The 16,780-nt window shown below is 40.5% G+C and carries 13 protein-coding genes and 1 riboswitch; of the genes, 8 read left to right on the top strand and 5 right to left on the bottom strand.

Annotation, left to right across the window (positions count from 1 at the left end):
- Positions 1-91: 91 nt before the first annotated feature.
- The gene (locus tag GQR47_RS19500; protein WP_154904264.1) at positions 92-973 is read right to left on the bottom strand and encodes an NAD(P)-dependent oxidoreductase; all 882 of its coding nucleotides are present in this window, start codon (positions 971-973) and stop codon (positions 92-94) included.
- 121 nt (positions 974-1,094) lie between these two features.
- On the opposite strand from GQR47_RS19500, the gene GQR47_RS19495 reads away from it, so the two are divergent.
- On the top strand, positions 1,095-1,655 hold the full coding sequence (locus GQR47_RS19495; protein ID WP_024595202.1) for a glutathione peroxidase: 561 nt from the start codon (positions 1,095-1,097) through the stop codon (positions 1,653-1,655).
- Between the two features lie 88 nt (positions 1,656-1,743).
- Positions 1,744-2,724: a 2-hydroxyacid dehydrogenase gene (locus GQR47_RS19490; RefSeq protein ID WP_024595201.1), complete on the top strand. Its 981-nt coding sequence runs from the start codon at positions 1,744-1,746 to the stop codon at positions 2,722-2,724.
- 94 nt (positions 2,725-2,818) lie between these two features.
- Here the strand turns inward: GQR47_RS19490 and GQR47_RS19485 are convergent, their stop codons facing one another.
- Positions 2,819-4,141, bottom strand: a complete 1,323-nt coding sequence (locus tag GQR47_RS19485; protein WP_024595200.1) for a sodium-dependent transporter — start codon at positions 4,139-4,141, stop codon at positions 2,819-2,821.
- Positions 4,142-4,282: 141 nt separating this feature from the next.
- Here GQR47_RS19485 and GQR47_RS19480 point away from each other — a divergent pair, with 141 nt between their 5' ends.
- Positions 4,283-5,041 carry a 4'-phosphopantetheinyl transferase superfamily protein gene (locus GQR47_RS19480; RefSeq protein ID WP_024595199.1) on the top strand — a complete coding sequence of 253 codons (759 nt, stop codon included), beginning with the start codon at positions 4,283-4,285 and terminating at the stop codon, positions 5,039-5,041.
- A 20-nt stretch (positions 5,042-5,061) separates the two neighbouring features.
- Here GQR47_RS19480 and lysC read toward each other — a convergent pair whose 3' ends face one another.
- Together lysC and nhaD are read right to left on the bottom strand one after the other, a co-directional pair.
- Entirely contained in the window at positions 5,062-6,453 is a 1,392-nt protein-coding gene (lysC, locus tag GQR47_RS19475) for a lysine-sensitive aspartokinase 3 (protein ID WP_024595198.1), read from the bottom strand.
- Between the two features lie 75 nt (positions 6,454-6,528).
- Positions 6,529-6,701: riboswitch (Lysine riboswitch) on the bottom strand.
- A 101-nt stretch (positions 6,702-6,802) separates the two neighbouring features.
- A complete protein-coding gene (gene nhaD / locus GQR47_RS19470) occupies positions 6,803-8,050 on the bottom strand; it encodes a sodium:proton antiporter NhaD (RefSeq protein WP_024595197.1) in 1,248 nt (415 codons plus the stop codon).
- A 222-nt stretch (positions 8,051-8,272) separates the two neighbouring features.
- Between nhaD and GQR47_RS19465 the strand changes: the two genes are divergently transcribed.
- The 4 genes from GQR47_RS19465 to GQR47_RS19450 all read left to right on the top strand — a co-directional run bounded on the left by GQR47_RS19465 (position 8,273) and on the right by GQR47_RS19450 (position 13,530).
- A complete protein-coding gene (locus GQR47_RS19465; protein WP_024595196.1) occupies positions 8,273-9,544 on the top strand; it encodes a hypothetical protein in 1,272 nt (423 codons plus the stop codon).
- A 3-nt stretch (positions 9,545-9,547) separates the two neighbouring features.
- Positions 9,548-10,096 carry a hypothetical protein gene (locus tag GQR47_RS19460; protein ID WP_024595195.1) on the top strand — a complete coding sequence of 183 codons (549 nt, stop codon included), beginning with the start codon at positions 9,548-9,550 and terminating at the stop codon, positions 10,094-10,096.
- Positions 10,093-12,870, top strand: coding sequence for an ATPase (locus GQR47_RS19455; protein ID WP_024595194.1), 2,778 nt, complete (start codon positions 10,093-10,095; stop codon positions 12,868-12,870). Before GQR47_RS19460 ends, GQR47_RS19455 begins: the two co-directional genes overlap by 4 nt.
- 108 nt (positions 12,871-12,978) lie before the next feature.
- Complete coding sequence (locus tag GQR47_RS19450; protein ID WP_024595193.1) at positions 12,979-13,530, top strand: DUF4136 domain-containing protein; 552 nt, start codon at positions 12,979-12,981, stop codon at positions 13,528-13,530.
- 233 nt (positions 13,531-13,763) lie between these two features.
- On the opposite strand, the gene GQR47_RS19445 is transcribed toward GQR47_RS19450, so the two are convergent.
- Positions 13,764-14,252: a peptide-methionine (S)-S-oxide reductase gene (locus GQR47_RS19445; RefSeq protein WP_024595192.1), complete on the bottom strand. Its 489-nt coding sequence runs from the start codon at positions 14,250-14,252 to the stop codon at positions 13,764-13,766.
- A gap of 340 nt (positions 14,253-14,592) precedes the next feature.
- Between GQR47_RS19445 and GQR47_RS19440 the strand changes: the two genes are divergently transcribed.
- Entirely contained in the window at positions 14,593-16,446 is a 1,854-nt protein-coding gene (locus tag GQR47_RS19440) for a TonB-dependent receptor (RefSeq protein WP_154904263.1), read from the top strand.
- The last annotated feature ends 334 nt before the right edge of the window (positions 16,447-16,780 follow it).

Below are 16,780 nucleotides of genomic sequence, written 5' to 3'. Positions count from 1 at the left end.
TTTTGGTGTAATAAAAAACCAAGAAGCGTTTAAGCTCCAAGAAAGTTAAATACGACCTTGAAGCTTAAAATGAGAGATGGTATCTACAGCGTTACTTTTTATGCAGCGCTACAATGCGTGCTAGTAAGCTTGAGGTGTCGTATCTGCCACCGCCGAGTGCTTGTACATCGGCGTAGTATTGATCGACCGTTGCAGTCATTGGTAAAGTAGCGCCGTTGTTTTTAGCTTCATCGAGTGCAATGCCTAAATCTTTACGCATCCAATCTACGGCAAAACCAAACTCATATTCACCCGCCCACATTGTTTTGTAGCGGTTTTCCATTTGCCACGAACCGGCTGCACCTTTAGAAATGGTTTCTATAACTTTTTCACCATCAAGCCCAGCTTGCTTGGCAAAATGTAAGCCTTCGGCTAAACCTTGCACTACACCAGCAATACATATTTGATTAACCATTTTACAAAGTTGTCCCGAGCCAACGCCGCCTAGTAATTGGCTAAAACGACTAAACGCCGCCATAACTGGCTGCACTTTAGCAAATACGGCTTCGCTGCCACCCGCCATAACCGTTAATACGCCGTTTTCGGCGCCAGCTTGTCCGCCCGATACAGGCGCATCTATAAAGTCGATATTTTGCAGAGCCGCTTTTGCAGCCACTTCGCGTGCTACTTCGGCAGAGGTTGTGGTGTGATCAACCAAAATAGTGTGCGGTAACATGCCCGCTAACACGCCGTCGTCGCCATACACTACTGAGCGTAAATCGTCATCGTTACCAACACACATAAATACAATGTCGGCATTGCTGGCAGCTTCGCGCGGGGTTAGTGCAAAGCTTCCTGAATGTTCTGCAGTCCACGTTTGTGCTTTAGCTTGTGTGCGGTTATAAACGCATATGCTGTGCCCTGCTTTTGCTAAATGCCCCGCCATTGGGTAACCCATTACGCCTAAACCTATAAATGCGACTTTCATTGACATAAAAATGACCTATTTAACTGATAACTTAGAAACTAGACCTCGATTATGTCAACCGGTCGATAAAAAAGCGAATGAAAGTCTTTATAAAATTTCCTCAACGGGAAAGGTAAGTAGGTAACCTATGGACAGTATTTATCAATTTAATGCACCACTTTATAACAGCGAAAATTTTCCTCTTAGCCAGCTACAGGGCAAAACCGTCCTTATTGTTAATACAGCGAGTAAGTGTAATTTTTCGGTGCAATTAAACGCGCTCGAAAAGCTCTATCAGCAATACAAAAGCAATGGTTTTACTGTGCTTGCGTTTCCGTGTAACCAGTTTGGCCAAAATGAGCCGCTTGATAATTTAGCCATTAAAGACTTTTACCAAGATCAATTTAATATCTCGTTTGAGGTATTTGGTAAGGTAATGGTAAACGGGCCAGAAACACATCCGTTGTTTAATTATTTAAAGTCGCATACGCGGGGTATTTCGCAAAACCGTGCAATTAAGTGGAATTTCACTAAGTTTTTAATTAACTCACAAGGGCAACTTGTTGCACGCTATGCACCGCGTACTAAGCCCGAAACACTTAAACAAGTAATAGAAAGTAACTTACTGCAAGCCGCAAAGTTAAGCGCTGCAAGAGGTGGTAAAAAGGTAGCATCAAAAATACCTTTGTTTACGCCAGCTAAGGCTTAATTTAAATCAATAAAATGCGTGTTACCAGAGCATAGGTTTATAAAGTAGTTTATTGTATTGATACTTATTAAGCGTCGAGGCTATTACCATGAATATTGCTTTTTTTAGTACTCAAAAGTACGAACTGCCTTTTTTTGAACAAAGTACACGCGATTACAGTAATATAAAAATAACGTATTTTGAGCAAGCCCTGAGCGAACAAACGGCTATTTTAGCAAACGGGTTTGATGCCATATGCGTATTTGTTAACGACACTGTAAACGCCACTGTTATTGAACAACTGGCAAGCCAAGGCATAAATACTATTTTGCTACGTTGTGCAGGATTTAATAACGTTGATTTACCTGCCGCAAAAGCACATAAAATTAAAGTATTACGCGTACCAGCATACAGCCCAGAAGCAGTAGCCGAGCATTGTATTGCACTTATGCTCACGCTTAGCCGTAAAACCCATAAAGCGTATAACCGCGTACGCGAAGACAATTTTGATTTAAACGGATTACTAGGCTTTAACTTGCACAATAAAACCGTGGGTATTGTAGGTTGCGGTAAAATTGGCCTTGCGCTGTGCAACATTTTAAACGGCTTTGGCGCTAAAGTATTAGTGTGCGACCCATACGCGCAACCTGGCAATTATACAATTACCGATATAGACACCTTACTTAGCCAAAGCGATGTGATTTCTTTGCATTGCCCATTAACGGAACAAACTCATCATCTAATAGATGATGAGGCATTTAGTAAAATGAAAACCGGCGTTATGCTTATTAACACCTCTCGCGGGGCACTGCTTAACAGCAAAGCGTGCATTAATGCACTTAAAACTAAAAAATTAGGGTATTTAGGGCTCGACGTTTACGAGCAAGAGTCGGAGCTATTTTTTAAAAACCACAGTGACGAAATAAACCAAGACGATATATTTTCGCGCTTAGTGAGCTTTAAAAATGTATTAGTAACGGGGCATCAGGGCTTTTTTACACAAGAAGCACTCACCGAAATAGCAAACACAACCCTGCTTAACGCGTTTGAAGTAAGTGAAGGTAGGCCTCTAACTAATGAGGTTTTATAAAGACCTAAGCTATACCTAGATAACAGGCACAAAAAAAGCGAATAAGGTGAGCCCTATTCGCTTTTTTTGTTTAAAAATTCACTTTAAATAGAGCTTAACCAAACGCAACGTTTGCAAATACCAAGGTCATTAATATTGGGCAAACAAAACGAATATACTGAGCAAACCAGTAATGTACGCCGGTTGTTGCTTGGTGTAATTTATTACCACGCTGCCACATCCAACCTACCGTAATAAAGTAAAACAAGCCCATAAGCGGCAATTGGTATTGAGTAAATAGCATAATAACTAAGCCAAATAACCAATCAAAATTTAGTATAATTGCGCTTGCACACACAAGTACAACGGCGCTCACTGCCCATGTTGCTTTGGTGCGACTAACGTTGTGGTTTTCGACTAAAAACGCTACCGGAATTTCAGTCGTCGATATAGTTGACGTAACCGATGCGATAGACATTAATACAAAAAACAATAAACCAACTAATAAGCCAATTTCGCCCATGGTGCTAAATAGCTCAGGTAAAATAGCAAAAATTAGCTGCCCTTCACCAATCAATTTACCGCCACTAAATACCTCTACACCGCTGTGCTGCGCCACATAAATAGCAGGAATAATAAGTAATCCCGCTAAAAAAGCAACGCCAGTATCAAGTAATGCAACACCTGCGGTGAGCTTTGGTAAATTAGCATCTGGTTGTAAATACGAGCCGTAAATCATCATACAACCCACACCTAGTGAGAGCGAAAAGAACGCTTGCCCCATTGCGGCAATAATTAAATTAGGGTCGAGTATTTGGCTAAAATCAGGAATTAAATACGCGGCAAAACCTTCGCTTGCGCCATCGAGTGTTGCAATGTAGGCAATTAAACCAACAAGCAGCACAAGTAACAGTGGCATTAATCGGCGCGACCAGGTTTCGATTCCCGACTTAACCCCTTTTAAAATAATACTGGCGGTTAAAATAAGCATAAGCGGCGTAAATACAAAATTACGCAGCACTGAGTCGCTATGTAAAAATTCGCTTGCGCCCGTAAACCCAAAAAAGGTTGTTATGGGTTCAATAGCGTACGAGAGCATCCACCCTGCCACTATTGAATAAAAACTTAGCATAACAACTGCGCCCGCAAGACCTATGTAACCGGCTGCTGCACCTACTTTACGGCTAGTGTTTTGCCATGCATCACCCAATGCTTTTACAGGATTAGCTTGTGCTTTGTGACCTAAATAAAGTTCGGTATACAGCGCAGGTAGCGCAAGTAAAAATATAACAATAAAATAAACCAGTAAAAAAGCACCGCCGCCATGGTTGGCCGCTTGCGTAGGAAAACCCCAAATATTACCCAAACCCACTGCTGCGCCAGCAGCGGCTAAAACAAAACCAAGTCGGCTTTGAAACCCATCACGCACTTGTGCCATACATCTACAAATCTGTTATTATTTTGATTATTGTGAATTAAACCATATTTCATGCCAGCTGAGTAATAAAATTGTACCCAGCCTTTGTTAGTGGCGTTAACCGCTCACAATATCAGCGACTTCTTTTGCTTTAGGGCTTTTATGACTGAACACTATTTTAAAAACGCCTTGAGTATTACTTCAACTCAATTGGCAAATTTGTCTTTAGCGAGTAACAGCATTTTATTATTTAATGCTAAAACACTTGAGCTTAGTGACTTTAATTTGCCCGATTGCTTAAGCCCGTTTGAGTTAAACATTATAAACCGCCGTAAAAGCCCACAAGCTAAGCAAGAGTATTTAGCGACGCGGTTATTGTTAAAACACCTTATTAAAGTAACGCAGCCGCAACATACGCACGTACCCCTTAATAAAATGAGTACAGAATTTGACGAAGCAAGCTCAAAGCTGCAAATACAAGTGGGTGGTGATGTTATAAATACCTGTATTTCGCACTCGCATGGTTTAGTTGGGGTCGCGCTAAATTTTGATAAAAGTGAGTTTGGGTTTGATATTGAAAAAGTAAGCCTAAAGCGCCCATTTGAAAAGCTCGCTAAGCATTTTTATCATAATGATGAAATTACACTTATCACCAAGCCCACTAATACCCAAGCCCAAGCAGATACGTTTTTTAGAATTTGGACACTAAAAGAGTCTCTTGCTAAAGCCACCAGCCGCCCTATTGCAAAGTTACTTAGCCCCAATGTGTTTGACGAATTAAATAGTGCAAAGCTGAGTGCTTGCAGTAATCGCGTTACTGTAGCTGATAGCAGTGACAGTAATGTTTGTTTTGATGTGAGTGTGGTGCATAAAAAAAGCACCGACTGGCGATGCTTTTTATTAAGTGATTTTACTAGGTGATTTTCCTGAATAACGGTTATTTACGCAGCAAAATCATTTTCTAATAAACGGCTATGAATAGACTGTACTACGTTATCTGACTCAGTTTGCTCTACTAAAAAGCACAGGTTGTGCTTACTAGCACCGTGACAAATTAATCGAATGTTAAAGTCTTTTAGTACACTCATTAAGTTCATTTCGTGTTGGCGTAATTGAATCTCAGAGCCAATAAGTGCCACCAATGTTAGGTTGTTTTCTACCGAAACATGGCAAAACTCTGCAAGCTTATCTAGGCATTCTTGATCAAGCTCTGGGCGCGAGGCGTTTTGCGCGTTATCAAGGGTTATAGCCACACTGATTTCTGATGTGGTTACCAAATCTACCGATATATTGTATTCACTTAATAGTGTAAATACGCGTGCTAAAAAGCCGCTTGCTAGTAGCATTTCTGGGCTTTTAAGCGTAAGCAATATTTGGTTTTTACGTTGCGTTACTGCGCGTATACCTGGTTGCTGCGATTTTTCGCGCTCAATCCATGTACCGCCACGCTCTGGCTCGCGGCTAGAACCTACAAACACGTTAATGTGGCTACGGCTCGCTGGTAAAATAGTTGCTGGGTGTAATACTTTTGCGCCAAAGGTTGCCATTTCAGCGGCTTCGTCAAAACTTAAGCGTGCAATAGGCGTCGCTTTTGCGCACAAACGCGGGTCGGTGCTAAAAATGCCCACTACGTCGGTCCAAATATGCACACTTTTAGCGTTAATCGCTTCAGCTAGTAATGCAGCGCTATAGTCAGAACCACCACGTCCTAGCGTTGTGGTGTGACCGTATTCGTCACTACCAATAAATCCCTGAGTTACAATTACTTGAGCGTCTAATAACGGAATTAAATGCTCTTTAGCAGCTTGCGCTGTGGCTGAAACATTGGGCGTTGCTTTGCCAAATTGGCTGTCTGTTTTAAGCACCTTGCGCACATCAAAGCGATCGGCATTTAAGCCCTGTAAACGAAGTACCTGTGCAAATAAATACGACGACAAACGCTCACCAAAGCTAAGTAGCTCGTCGTGTTGCTGATCGGTTGTTAGTGGCTCTTGAGCCAATGTTTGAAATGCTTTTAGGGTTTCGTTAAAGCCAACAGCTAAATCGGCATCTAGCGATAATTCATCTAAAATAGTTTGTTGAATAGCAAGAACGCCATTTATGTGTTCTTGGCGCTCACTTGAAGTAATGCTTGATTTACACAGTGCAACTAAGTGATTAGTTACGCCGGCACTGGCGCTCACGGCAACAATACGTACGCTTTTATCTGCAACAATAATTTCGCTACAGCGACTCATCGCTTCAAAATTTGCAACACTTGTTCCGCCAAATTTGGCAACGATGTAATCTGATTTTGCGCCTGATACTGTTTGTGGCACTGATTGGGTAGTCATTTAGTCTCCTTTCGCGGTATCCAAACCGCAATAAAACAAGAAGAACTTGGCAAAGGAATGCTTGAAGATAAGTCCACTGCCAGAAGCTCTCCACCTATATTGGTGACAGTTTTGAGGATTCAGCCCCATAAACCGAAAAACAATGACGACGTACCATTATTTTCCTCGGCGAGTACTTCCCTCCTTAATGATCATCGGCTTTCGTCGCCTAACATTAAGTACCTAAGTATCGCACCTCTTCTGAATGCTTTATTAACCAGTGGCTAATAAAACAAAACCCCACTAAGTAGCGGGGCTTTGAAAGTTATCGTTTAGACGTCTAGCTGTCAAGCATTTAATAATTTATGAGTTAAATAAAACTGCCCATGTAATACGAGCCCGCATATCCAACCGTGTAACAAATTAATAAATGCAGCGATAAACGCAAGTAGCTCATAAAGGTAAGCGCTTTAACTTTACTCATGGCAATAATGCCCGCAGCCGAACCAATAATAAGCATTGAACCGCCCACACCCGTTGCATACGTAAATGACAACCAATGTTGTTGGCTCATTACTATATTGGCTTTTAATAATGCAGCGGTAAGCGGTACGTTATCGACCCCAGCTGATAATATGCCCATTAAGTAGTTTGCGTATTCTGGTGCCATTACCGTGTATAGGTCGGTAAATTTACTCAACATACCAATTTCTTTAAGTGCACCTACAAGTAAAAGTACGCCTACAAAAAACAATAATGTGTCGTATTCTATATCGCGAACAAAATCGATTATGTCTTTGTTTATGTCTTTTTTACGCATTAAAAATTGCGCCACTAAAAACATCACTGATAAGCCAAACAAAAAGGTTAATAAAGGCGGTACGCTGTAAATTACACTCAGCGTAAGTGTGCTCACTACGGTAGATAAAAATATAACAGCAATGGTTATGTCGGTTTTTTCAATGCGGGTTTTACCTGCACTAGCAAACTCAACACGCCCTTTCATACCTATAGACAGTAACGCGGCAAGCAGCATAACGCTTGCAAGTGCTGGCGCTATAAGTAGTAATAAATGAGCAATGGTTACTTTGCCATCTAAAAATATCATTAGTGTGGTTACGTCACCTGTTATTAGCGATACCCCACCTGAGTTCACTCCAAACACAATAAGCGTGGCGTATTTAATGAGTTTTTTAGGTTCAAGCTTTAACGACATAACAACCGCAAGCGATATAAGCGTCGCTGTTACGTTATCTGAAATCGACGAAAACAAAAACGCAAAACCACCCACCAAAAACATGAGCTTTTTTTCGCTAATACTTTTTGGCATAACACGGTGCACAATATTTTCTATAAACCCCTTTGAATTTAAATACGCGACAAAGGTCATTGCAGCCATTAAAAATAGCCATAATGAGGCAATTTCTAAAATATTTTCATTTAAAAGATGTTGAATCGTATCGGGGCTTTGCCCGTGTAGGGGGTATATAAAAAGAAGAATCCAGCAAAGCGTACCAAAAAACAGCGTGGTTTTAGCTTTATTTACATGGATTATATCTTCTATAACGATCAGTAAAAATGCAATCGCTATCAGGGTTAGAATAATCGAGGAAACCATGGTAGTTAAACAACCTTTGATATAGTTTTAAAGAACACACAAATAACATTCCATTTCATGTGCCTATTTTCGGCGCGAATTTTAGCACTGCCTCTATGCAAAAACTATTATTAAATGGTCTTAAAAACGAATACTATATACAGACAAGGTTAATTAAAAATACGTAATAATGAGTCTTCTAAAAGAACTCAATAATAAAATACTAGGATGTTGTAACCCCTTATGATCCCAGCTAAAAAGCTGCTAAACACCATAACCGAACATTGGGGTGTATTAGAGCTATTATTTAAACGTTTTAAAATGGCTGACTTTAGCCTAAAAGACGTACAAAACGCGATTAAGCAAAAGCAGCCTACGTGGTCAAACGAACGCATTTATAAAGAAACAAATCGTTTGTTAAATCAAGATATTTTAATTCCACTGGCTAAATCCTCTCAGCTTGAAATAAATCGTGCTATTGCTGATTTTGCTACTTTTTTACTGCAAGAAGAGCATTTAGGTTTAGCGCAAGAAATTAGCGTATTAGTAGACGACCTGGCACGTTTAGGAAATCGCCTAGATAACGCTGGCGAAATAGAAGACTTTGACGATTTACGCCGCTACAGCCGCATTATGGATGATCGGGTGCGTAAAATAATGAAGCTCTATACGCACAACGAAAACGCTATTTTAAATATTGTTGAACAAGCTAAATCTAATAATGCGGTGCAATCGCTGCAAAAGCGTTATAAAGCGGTAATAGAAGCGTTTGACGAATACATAGAGCCCATGCTTGAAATGGTTGATATTCGTGGTGAGTTTCATGCATGTTTTACCCTCATTGAAGAGCAAATAAGTAAGCAAATACTGCACATTGAGCGCTCAGGTAAAGCGTATAACGACAAACGTATGCTGGAGCAATTACGTACCCGTATACTCGAAATGCATTTAATGGGCCGAGAAAGCTTACGTAAAAGTGCCGATATGCTTATGCCACTGCGCGAGGAGCTACGCCGTAATAACTTAATTACTCGCCAAGCAGCCAAAGTACTTGGGCTTGTACGTAAAAATGGCGTAGACAATATGCTAAGTGCTGTGCAACCACATTTTGTAAGCGACGCGCAGCGATATTCGCTTGGTCAGCAACGCCATATTGTGGCTTACATGGCAAGCTTGGTTGAATTTGAACACGAAGAATACCAATTGCCTGACCAGCAAGACGTGCCTGCATTTGTTACGCCTAATATTCCTGACTACAACGATGTTAAAACCAACTTTGCTAAGCGCTTTAATAAAAAACGCAAAAAGCCGCAGCCCTTGCTGCAATTTTTAGACGAAAGCTATCCAGATCTCGATGCCGACGAAATGCTATTTTTGTATCAAAAATTAGTCAGCGACAGCGATATTAAAATAATTCAAAGCGATGAAAAAGCCCGCGTAAAAATTGCCGGTCAGCACTTTTCTTTATATCCATTTAATTCAGAGCCTCAGCCAGATTCAAAGGCAGGTAAATAAACCATGACACACATAAACTTAGACGAGCTAACCCATCTACAAGCCATTAATAAAAAATTAGTAGCGGGTTATCACATTTGCGAGCAAGACAACGTAATGTGGCAAGAGCTTGACCAACACATAGAAGACTACACCGCCCTATTTACCGCTTTAGGTAACGATTTAAAACACGACAGCCGTGGCTTTTATTATTTTGGTAGCGACGAAAGTACGCCAAATATGGGCAAAATATCTCGCGCTATCGCGCTCACCATTTACATTTTAATTGAGCACTACGCCAATACGGGTAAAGACCCAATGCGCGCATTGTTTGACGACGTAAACGATTTAGAGCTTATGCAAACGCTGGTGCAAATTAACAAACATTTGTTTGATCAGCTTGAGATATTTTCGGGATCGGATTTGCGTAAAGACGTTTACCTGCGCATGGTGCGCTTAGGTTTAGCCCGTGAACTAGAAGGCGGCTTTATGCTACAAGCGCCAATTCACCGCTACATAGATGCACTCATGGAAGTAAACGAAGAAACCTACATTACAGAGGACGAGGAATGAAAAATCTATACGGACTAAGCAAACTCGCCCTACTTAACACCGCAGGCTATGCAAAATGTGTGATCCCGCTTGATAAAAGCAGCTCTATTTGCGCGCCCAATAACACCGGTAAAAGCTCGGTTATTAACGCCCTGCAGTTTCCGCTTATTAACGATTTACGCTTAACAGAATGGGACGGACACGATTTAGATGAAACCCGTAAGTTTTATTTTTCATCCGATCAGTCGTACATTTTACTAGAAGCTAACTTGCCTCATGGCTCGGTAGTAATAGGCGTGGCAGGCCTTGGTAAAATTGCCGGTTACGCGCATCAGTACTTTTGTTATCAAGGAAAGCTTGATTTAGAGCAGTACACGCAAGGTAAAACTATTATTAAATTTACCAAGCTGTTCAACCATTTAAAATCGCTTAACTACAACCCTATTGAGCTTAAAGCACAAGAGTTAAACGCGCTACTTACTGGCGGCGCAACGCCTTTTGACGGCGACATTAACCTAAAAATGATCCCGCTTAATAATGTGCAAGACTCCTCTATTTATAAAGAAATATTTAGACGTATTCTTAACTTACACAAATTAGGCGCAAGCGACGTAAAACGCTTTATGTTACGCGTGTTTGAACGCCATATGTCGAACTCTAAAGTCGACTTTTATGAAGTATGGCGTCGCTCATTTGATAAAGTAAATCGCTCAAAACGCGAATTAAAAGCCCTTGAGTCAATGCAAGAGCCAATAGCCGCGCTTGAATCAATGCTTGAAAACCAAACCGTGCTTAAAGGTAAATTAGCCGCATACGCGCCTAAAATTGACCAAGCACTGATTGATTTTGATACCTATCAAGAGTCGCAACTCTCTGAGCTTGCCATAGCCCTTGAAGATATAGAGCACGAAAAACACGAGTTTGAGCAAAAGCAAAGCCTATACGTACAGCAATCGCGTGATATAGAGCGCAGACAAACTCAAATTGAGCAGTGGTTTTTAGATTACGATGCGCTTAAAAGCGAGTTTGAACTAGTAAATAAAGCCACCCTTAAAACCAGCCTGACTCAGTTAAAGCAAGATTACGAGTCGCTTTCGCACTCTATAACTAGCGCACAAGGGCAAAGCCTGCACACGCTTGACTACCGCATCAGCGAAACACAAAAACAAATTAAGAGCCTAAAGCTGCAACTTAAAAATCTTGAATTTAATTTGTTTACCCGCATGCGCGAAGACCTCTCGTTAAAAGAAGTAGAAGAAATATCGCGCATTTTAAACCCTGATATTCTCTCGTTTGCAACCACCACTAATGGCGATATAACCATTGATGACGAAGACGCGTTTGGGGAATTTTTATCGCTATTAAGTGAAAACGTTAAAGGCGGCGTCTTAACGCTACCAGGTGCGAGCATTAAGCTTAAAAAGCTCTCGCCTGTGCAAATGCAAAGCGGCGAAAACAAAGAGCAATTAACCGCTCAGTTAAATGCACTTGAGCATTCACTTAAAGAGTTTAAGCAACAGCGCGATGTTGCTGCAAACGTTGCCGACAAGCAAAAAGAAAAAGACGCGTTATACGATGAGCTTATGAGTGCAGAGAGCGCGCTAAAACGCTTAGAGCAGTTTGATGTAATGCAGCTATCGGTTGAAGCGCAAGCCATGCTAAAAGAGCAGTTATTAGCTGAGCGCGAACAAGTTGACGACTACTTGCAAGATATTCAAAAAAATAGTGGCTCAATTGCCGATCGTCGCTCGTTAATTAAATCGAAACAAGAGCAAATTGATCGCCAAACTGAGCGCTTACGCCAAGTTAAGAGCGAGCGAATTGACCACACGCTTGATTTATACAGCGGTAAAGTAACCCCGTATATGATTGATATTACAGTCGACTTTGATAACTTAAGCGACCTTGTTCATCACTTTAATAAAGACTGCCAAGAGCTGCGTAATTTTGACATAAACGTACGCAACACCTATTTGCATGTATATAACGCGGGTATTACTAAATTCGACAACGAAAATGACGAATACACTAAATATCAAAAGCTAATAAGCGCCTTTCATAATATTGATAACGAACGCGATGCCGTTGAGCGCCAAGCGCGTGTTGCGCTTACCGAGGTTGCCGCAACGATTAAAGGCTTGCGAGAAGATTTAGACCGACTTCGCCGCGAAATGAATAGCTTTAATAAAGGCATAAGCCAGCACCGAATTTCAAACCTGCAAGCGTTTAAAATTAACGTAATACCTCGCAAAATGCTGGTTGATAGTATCGATACCATTATCAGTACGTCGCATCAGTTTGAGCAAGGTGACACGCTTGATTTACTTAGCCAAGAACCGTACAGCGAAAGTGCGGTAAACGAAGCAAAAGATCACTTAATTAAACTCGCATCAGATAAAGCGGGCTTAACACTTACCGATTTATTTGATATTCGATTTGAAGTAGTTAACCGCGCAGGTGAAACCGAACACTTTGAAAAAATAGATTCTGCAGGTTCAAACGGCACACGTATTACGATTAAGTTATTGTGTGGCATGTTGTTTATTCGTTACTTATTAAGCGATCAGGAACAAAACCTATACCGTATACCTATTTACATAGATGAAGCGGCCGACATTGACCCACAAAATCAAAAAGCAATTATAGAAACCGCACTAAGCTTTGGTTTTGTTCCTATATTTGCCTCAGTTAAGCCGCAAATAAGTTGTGACTACATTGTGCCGATTCGCTCGGTAAAAGACGGTGCACAAAACTGGGTAGATGAAAAAGATTGGATTGAAGTTGAACACAATTAATTGGCCGTTAAGGCAAACCAACTAAACTAAAATATAGGACGTTTAAATAATACACATTTAAACTATGTGTGTTATTTTAAATTAATGCATTCTATTGGAGCAAACGTAATGAAAAATATACTTATTGTTGCAGCGCTAGCACTACTTACAGCCTGTACACAAACCCCTGATTGGGATTACGATAAATCAGCCAACTTTAGTAATTTTAAAACATTTGCTTGGGTAGAAAACGCCAGCCTAACTAAAGACACAAATAATTACCAAATTAATGGCCTAATGGAAAAACGTGTTCGCACTGCCGTTAACGCAGAACTGAGCCAAACACTAGGTATGAGCTTAGTTGATGCAGCAAATGCTGATGTACTTGTTAACTATCATGCATCGGTAGATAAAGAGCTTGAAGTAGATACATTTAATGTAAACTACCGCCCGCATTGGGGTTATTGGGGTACTGGTTTTCAACGTGACACAACCGCGCGTGAATACGAAGTGGGCACACTGATTATTGATATTGTAGACCGTGAATCTAACCAGCTAGTATGGCGCGGCGCAAAAGAAGGCCGATTAAAGAAAAACCAATCGCCAGAACAACGTGAAGCATCAATTAATAAGACAGTGAGCGAAATATTAAGTAACTTCCCGCCGCAAAAGCAGCAGTAAGTTAAAATTAGCTATAAGTAAGTTTTAAAAAAGCTCACAGTACGTGAGCTTTTTTGTGGGTATGTATTTTTGGGACTTCAGGTTTAAATAATTATGAGCTGCGCTCGTCACGTCAGCAAGCTGCACGTCTACAAAAAACACCGCGTCAAACTTTACCCGTAGGCGCTAAGCTTGCTTACGCGAGAAGCGATAGCTTCTAATTACTTATCTTTGTGCGCTTACCCTACTCAAATTTACGATTTATACTTATGCAATAACTCAAGCGGTATATGGCAGTAATCATCAGGATAATTAGTTAAACGGTCTTGATGCTCAGGATCGCTTGGCACGTAGTTAGTTAGCAGCTCTACCCCTACCACAATTTTATCGGCATCACTGCGCTTGTTTATATAATTGCTTGCTGCATCTAAATGGCTTTGGTTTTTGCTATAAATAGCAGTGCGGTATTTAGGGCCTACGTCATCCCCTTGTTTATTAATACTGTATGGGTCAATAATTTCAAAAAAGTAGTCATACAGCTTATTTAGGCTAACGACTTTTAAATCAAAAATGACCTTTACGCATTCGGCATAACCATCGTATTCGCCGTCAGTGGTTTTGCTTGTACCATTAGCGCGACCTGCTTCAGTACTTATTACGCCTGGTAAGTGCTTTAAAAACTCTTGTACGCCCCACAGGCAGCCACCAGCAAAGTAAATAGTATTATATTCTTTAGTATCCATTATAAATGTTACCTAATAAGTAATTATACCGATTGCATTAAAATAATGTTCTATTATAGCGCCAAGAAAATAGCGCAATAACAAGGCGAAAATTATGACATATAGTTGTTCTATATAAATAATTTTTAACGCAGTGAGTGCGCTATTTAATACGATAGAATGACCACGTTTTTAATAAAGCCGGTATTACGTAAATGGTTATCAAATGCAGTTATTAACAAATTAATGTACAATCGCGCACAAAATGACTGCTGTTACATTTAATTATTTTATCATGCTCAAATATAAGCTTTTAAATTAATTGTAACCACAGCTACAAATAAAAAATGACGAGAAACACATGAATCGCACACCACACCTTATAATGCCTGCAATATTATGCAGCGTTACTGCATTTGCTAATGCTAATACGCTATCTGATGAGTCGGCAATCGAGAAAATAACGGTTGAGGCCTCACCCACTGCAAATAAGTTGCCAGTAGGTACATTCGACTCGCCTATTTCTAATTTAGAATATGACCCCCGTGTTGATTTACAATCGCGTAATATGGCTGAGGCGCAGGCTGATGTAACTATACGCGGCGGTATTTTCGAAAACACCGGTTTTAGAGTAGGAAGCGTTACCCTGCTTGACCCGCAATCTGGGCATTATTTTGCTGAAATACCCATTGCACCGCAAATGCTAACCGGCCCAGATGTTTTAACCGGTGCCGATAACGCACTTTACGGTATGAATAGCTCTGTAGGTACAGTTTCGTTTGGTTGGAAACCGATTATTACTGGCGGTAGTGTATCCCTTGGTACTGGTACAAACGACTTTAATCTGCAAAGTATTCACGCTGCTAAAAACACACAACTTGATAGCTTAGCTAACTATACTCTGGGCTTTGAAGGTGAGTATTCTCATTCGCAAAGTGATGGCACCATTGATAATGGCGATCATGACTTCTCGCGCGCCTCAGCTCGCGTGCAATTAGCAAGCGAGCATAGCCAAACAGATTTGTTTTTTGGCTCACAAGATAAGTTTTTTGGCTGGCCTAACTTGTACACCCCTTTTGGCGTTAACGAAACTGAAGATTTAGAAACCCGTCTTTGGATGCTTAATCACAAGCAAAACTACGCTGATAACAGCAACTTTGAAGTATCTGCTTATTATCGTACCCATGACGATCACTATATTTACTCGCGCGAAAATCCTAGTGCATTTGAAGCTTTTCATAAAAGCGAAGTTAAATCGTTTGGACTTTCGGGTCGCCATGCACAAAGCGATGCACTGGCAATAAATTACTCTGCACAATTTATTGATGACTCGATTGAATCAACCACACTCGAAAACAACTTTACCTCACGTAAGTATTATAAATTAAGCGTATTGCCTGAATACAAAATGGCGCTTGAGGATAATAAACAACTTACATTTCGTTTAGGTGCTGCGTTTGACGATACAAATAGAGACGACTCTGAACTGTCACTTATTGGTGATATAACGCTTAATACACAAAACAGCAAAGGTTTTGAGCACACGTTTTATTTATCGTACGCAGAGGCGAGTCAAGTTGCAGGCTACACAGCCATTGGCGGCAGCGACTCTGGCGGGTTATTTAGAAGTAACTACAACCTTGAGCGCGAAACCACATCAAACTTGGAGCTAGGTTTATTACTTGAAGAACAAAGCTGGCAGTTAAACTCGGCTATTTTTTATCGAAAAGATAATAACTTGACCGATTGGACCTTTAATTTTGATTCAACCTCAGCGCGCTTTGCAAACCCAGTAGATATTGATACTGCAGGGGTTGAATTTTTAGCGACTAAGCACTTTGATACAGCAAAGCTTATAGCAAGCTACACCTATTTACATAAATCAGAAAACTACGGCGCAGCCGATATTGATGCCAGCTTTTACGCGTTAAACTTTCCTGATCACCGTTTAACACTTGGCGCTGTGTACAACCCAACTGATATTTTAGAATTTAGAATAGATAACGAATGGCGTACACAACACAAAAATTCACTTAGAAACGGCAATGACAATGCGTTATTTACCCAGCTAACGCTTAAAATAACGCCGCCACAGTTGAGTAATTTATTTATCACCTTAGCGGCAGATAACTTATGGGATGAGTCGTTTGAAGAAATACCAGGTACACCTGGGCGCGGTGAGCAATATACGTTAAGCGCAACGTATAGCTGGTAGAAAATAAAGCCAGCGTTTACGAACTCAATTTATACTTTGGTTTGTAAACGCTGTGTTTATTTATATAAAAGTGCAGTTTTTAGGAAAAAATATTACACAAAGAGAAAAGAATTAGGAGTAAATGAGAAAAACAAAAGCCAACTATTACTTTAAATTAATCTCCTCCTCTAAAAGCGCAGCGCCTCCTCCCCTCTTTGTGAATAAATCAGTTTTACAGGCTTTGCCTGTCACGTAAGCAAGCTTCACGTCTTGTATCTCTCATTGATAAATGATTAGCTATCATTTATCACATCGAAGTCAGTGAGCTTGCCTTCGCGTCTAGTATTTAATACTG

It is taken from the genome of Pseudoalteromonas sp. Z1A2, from assembly GCF_011378755.1.
Taxonomy (GTDB): domain Bacteria; phylum Pseudomonadota; class Gammaproteobacteria; order Enterobacterales; family Alteromonadaceae; genus Pseudoalteromonas; species Pseudoalteromonas distincta.
The sequence above is the reverse complement of the archived record's forward strand: the minus strand, read 5'-3'. Positions and strand labels throughout refer to the sequence as shown.

Bases quoted from the DNA above. Each gene is read 5' to 3' on its own strand.
- GQR47_RS19500 (WP_154904264.1), bottom strand. From the start codon at position 973: ATGTCAATGAAAGTCGCATTTATAGGTTTAGGCGTAATGGGTTACCCA.
- GQR47_RS19495 (WP_024595202.1), top strand. From the start codon at position 1,095: ATGGACAGTATTTATCAATTTAATGCACCACTTTATAACAGCGAAAAT.
- GQR47_RS19490 (WP_024595201.1), top strand. From the start codon at position 1,744: ATGAATATTGCTTTTTTTAGTACTCAAAAGTACGAACTGCCTTTTTTT.
- GQR47_RS19485 (WP_024595200.1), bottom strand. From the start codon at position 4,141: ATGGCACAAGTGCGTGATGGGTTTCAAAGCCGACTTGGTTTTGTTTTA.
- GQR47_RS19480 (WP_024595199.1), top strand. From the start codon at position 4,283: ATGACTGAACACTATTTTAAAAACGCCTTGAGTATTACTTCAACTCAA.
- lysC (WP_024595198.1), bottom strand. From the start codon at position 6,453: ATGACTACCCAATCAGTGCCACAAACAGTATCAGGCGCAAAATCAGAT.
- nhaD (WP_024595197.1), bottom strand. From the start codon at position 8,050: ATGGTTTCCTCGATTATTCTAACCCTGATAGCGATTGCATTTTTACTG.
- GQR47_RS19465 (WP_024595196.1), top strand. From the start codon at position 8,273: ATGATCCCAGCTAAAAAGCTGCTAAACACCATAACCGAACATTGGGGT.
- GQR47_RS19460 (WP_024595195.1), top strand. From the start codon at position 9,548: ATGACACACATAAACTTAGACGAGCTAACCCATCTACAAGCCATTAAT.
- GQR47_RS19455 (WP_024595194.1), top strand. From the start codon at position 10,093: ATGAAAAATCTATACGGACTAAGCAAACTCGCCCTACTTAACACCGCA.
- GQR47_RS19450 (WP_024595193.1), top strand. From the start codon at position 12,979: ATGAAAAATATACTTATTGTTGCAGCGCTAGCACTACTTACAGCCTGT.
- GQR47_RS19445 (WP_024595192.1), bottom strand. From the start codon at position 14,252: ATGGATACTAAAGAATATAATACTATTTACTTTGCTGGTGGCTGCCTG.
- GQR47_RS19440 (WP_154904263.1), top strand. From the start codon at position 14,593: ATGAATCGCACACCACACCTTATAATGCCTGCAATATTATGCAGCGTT.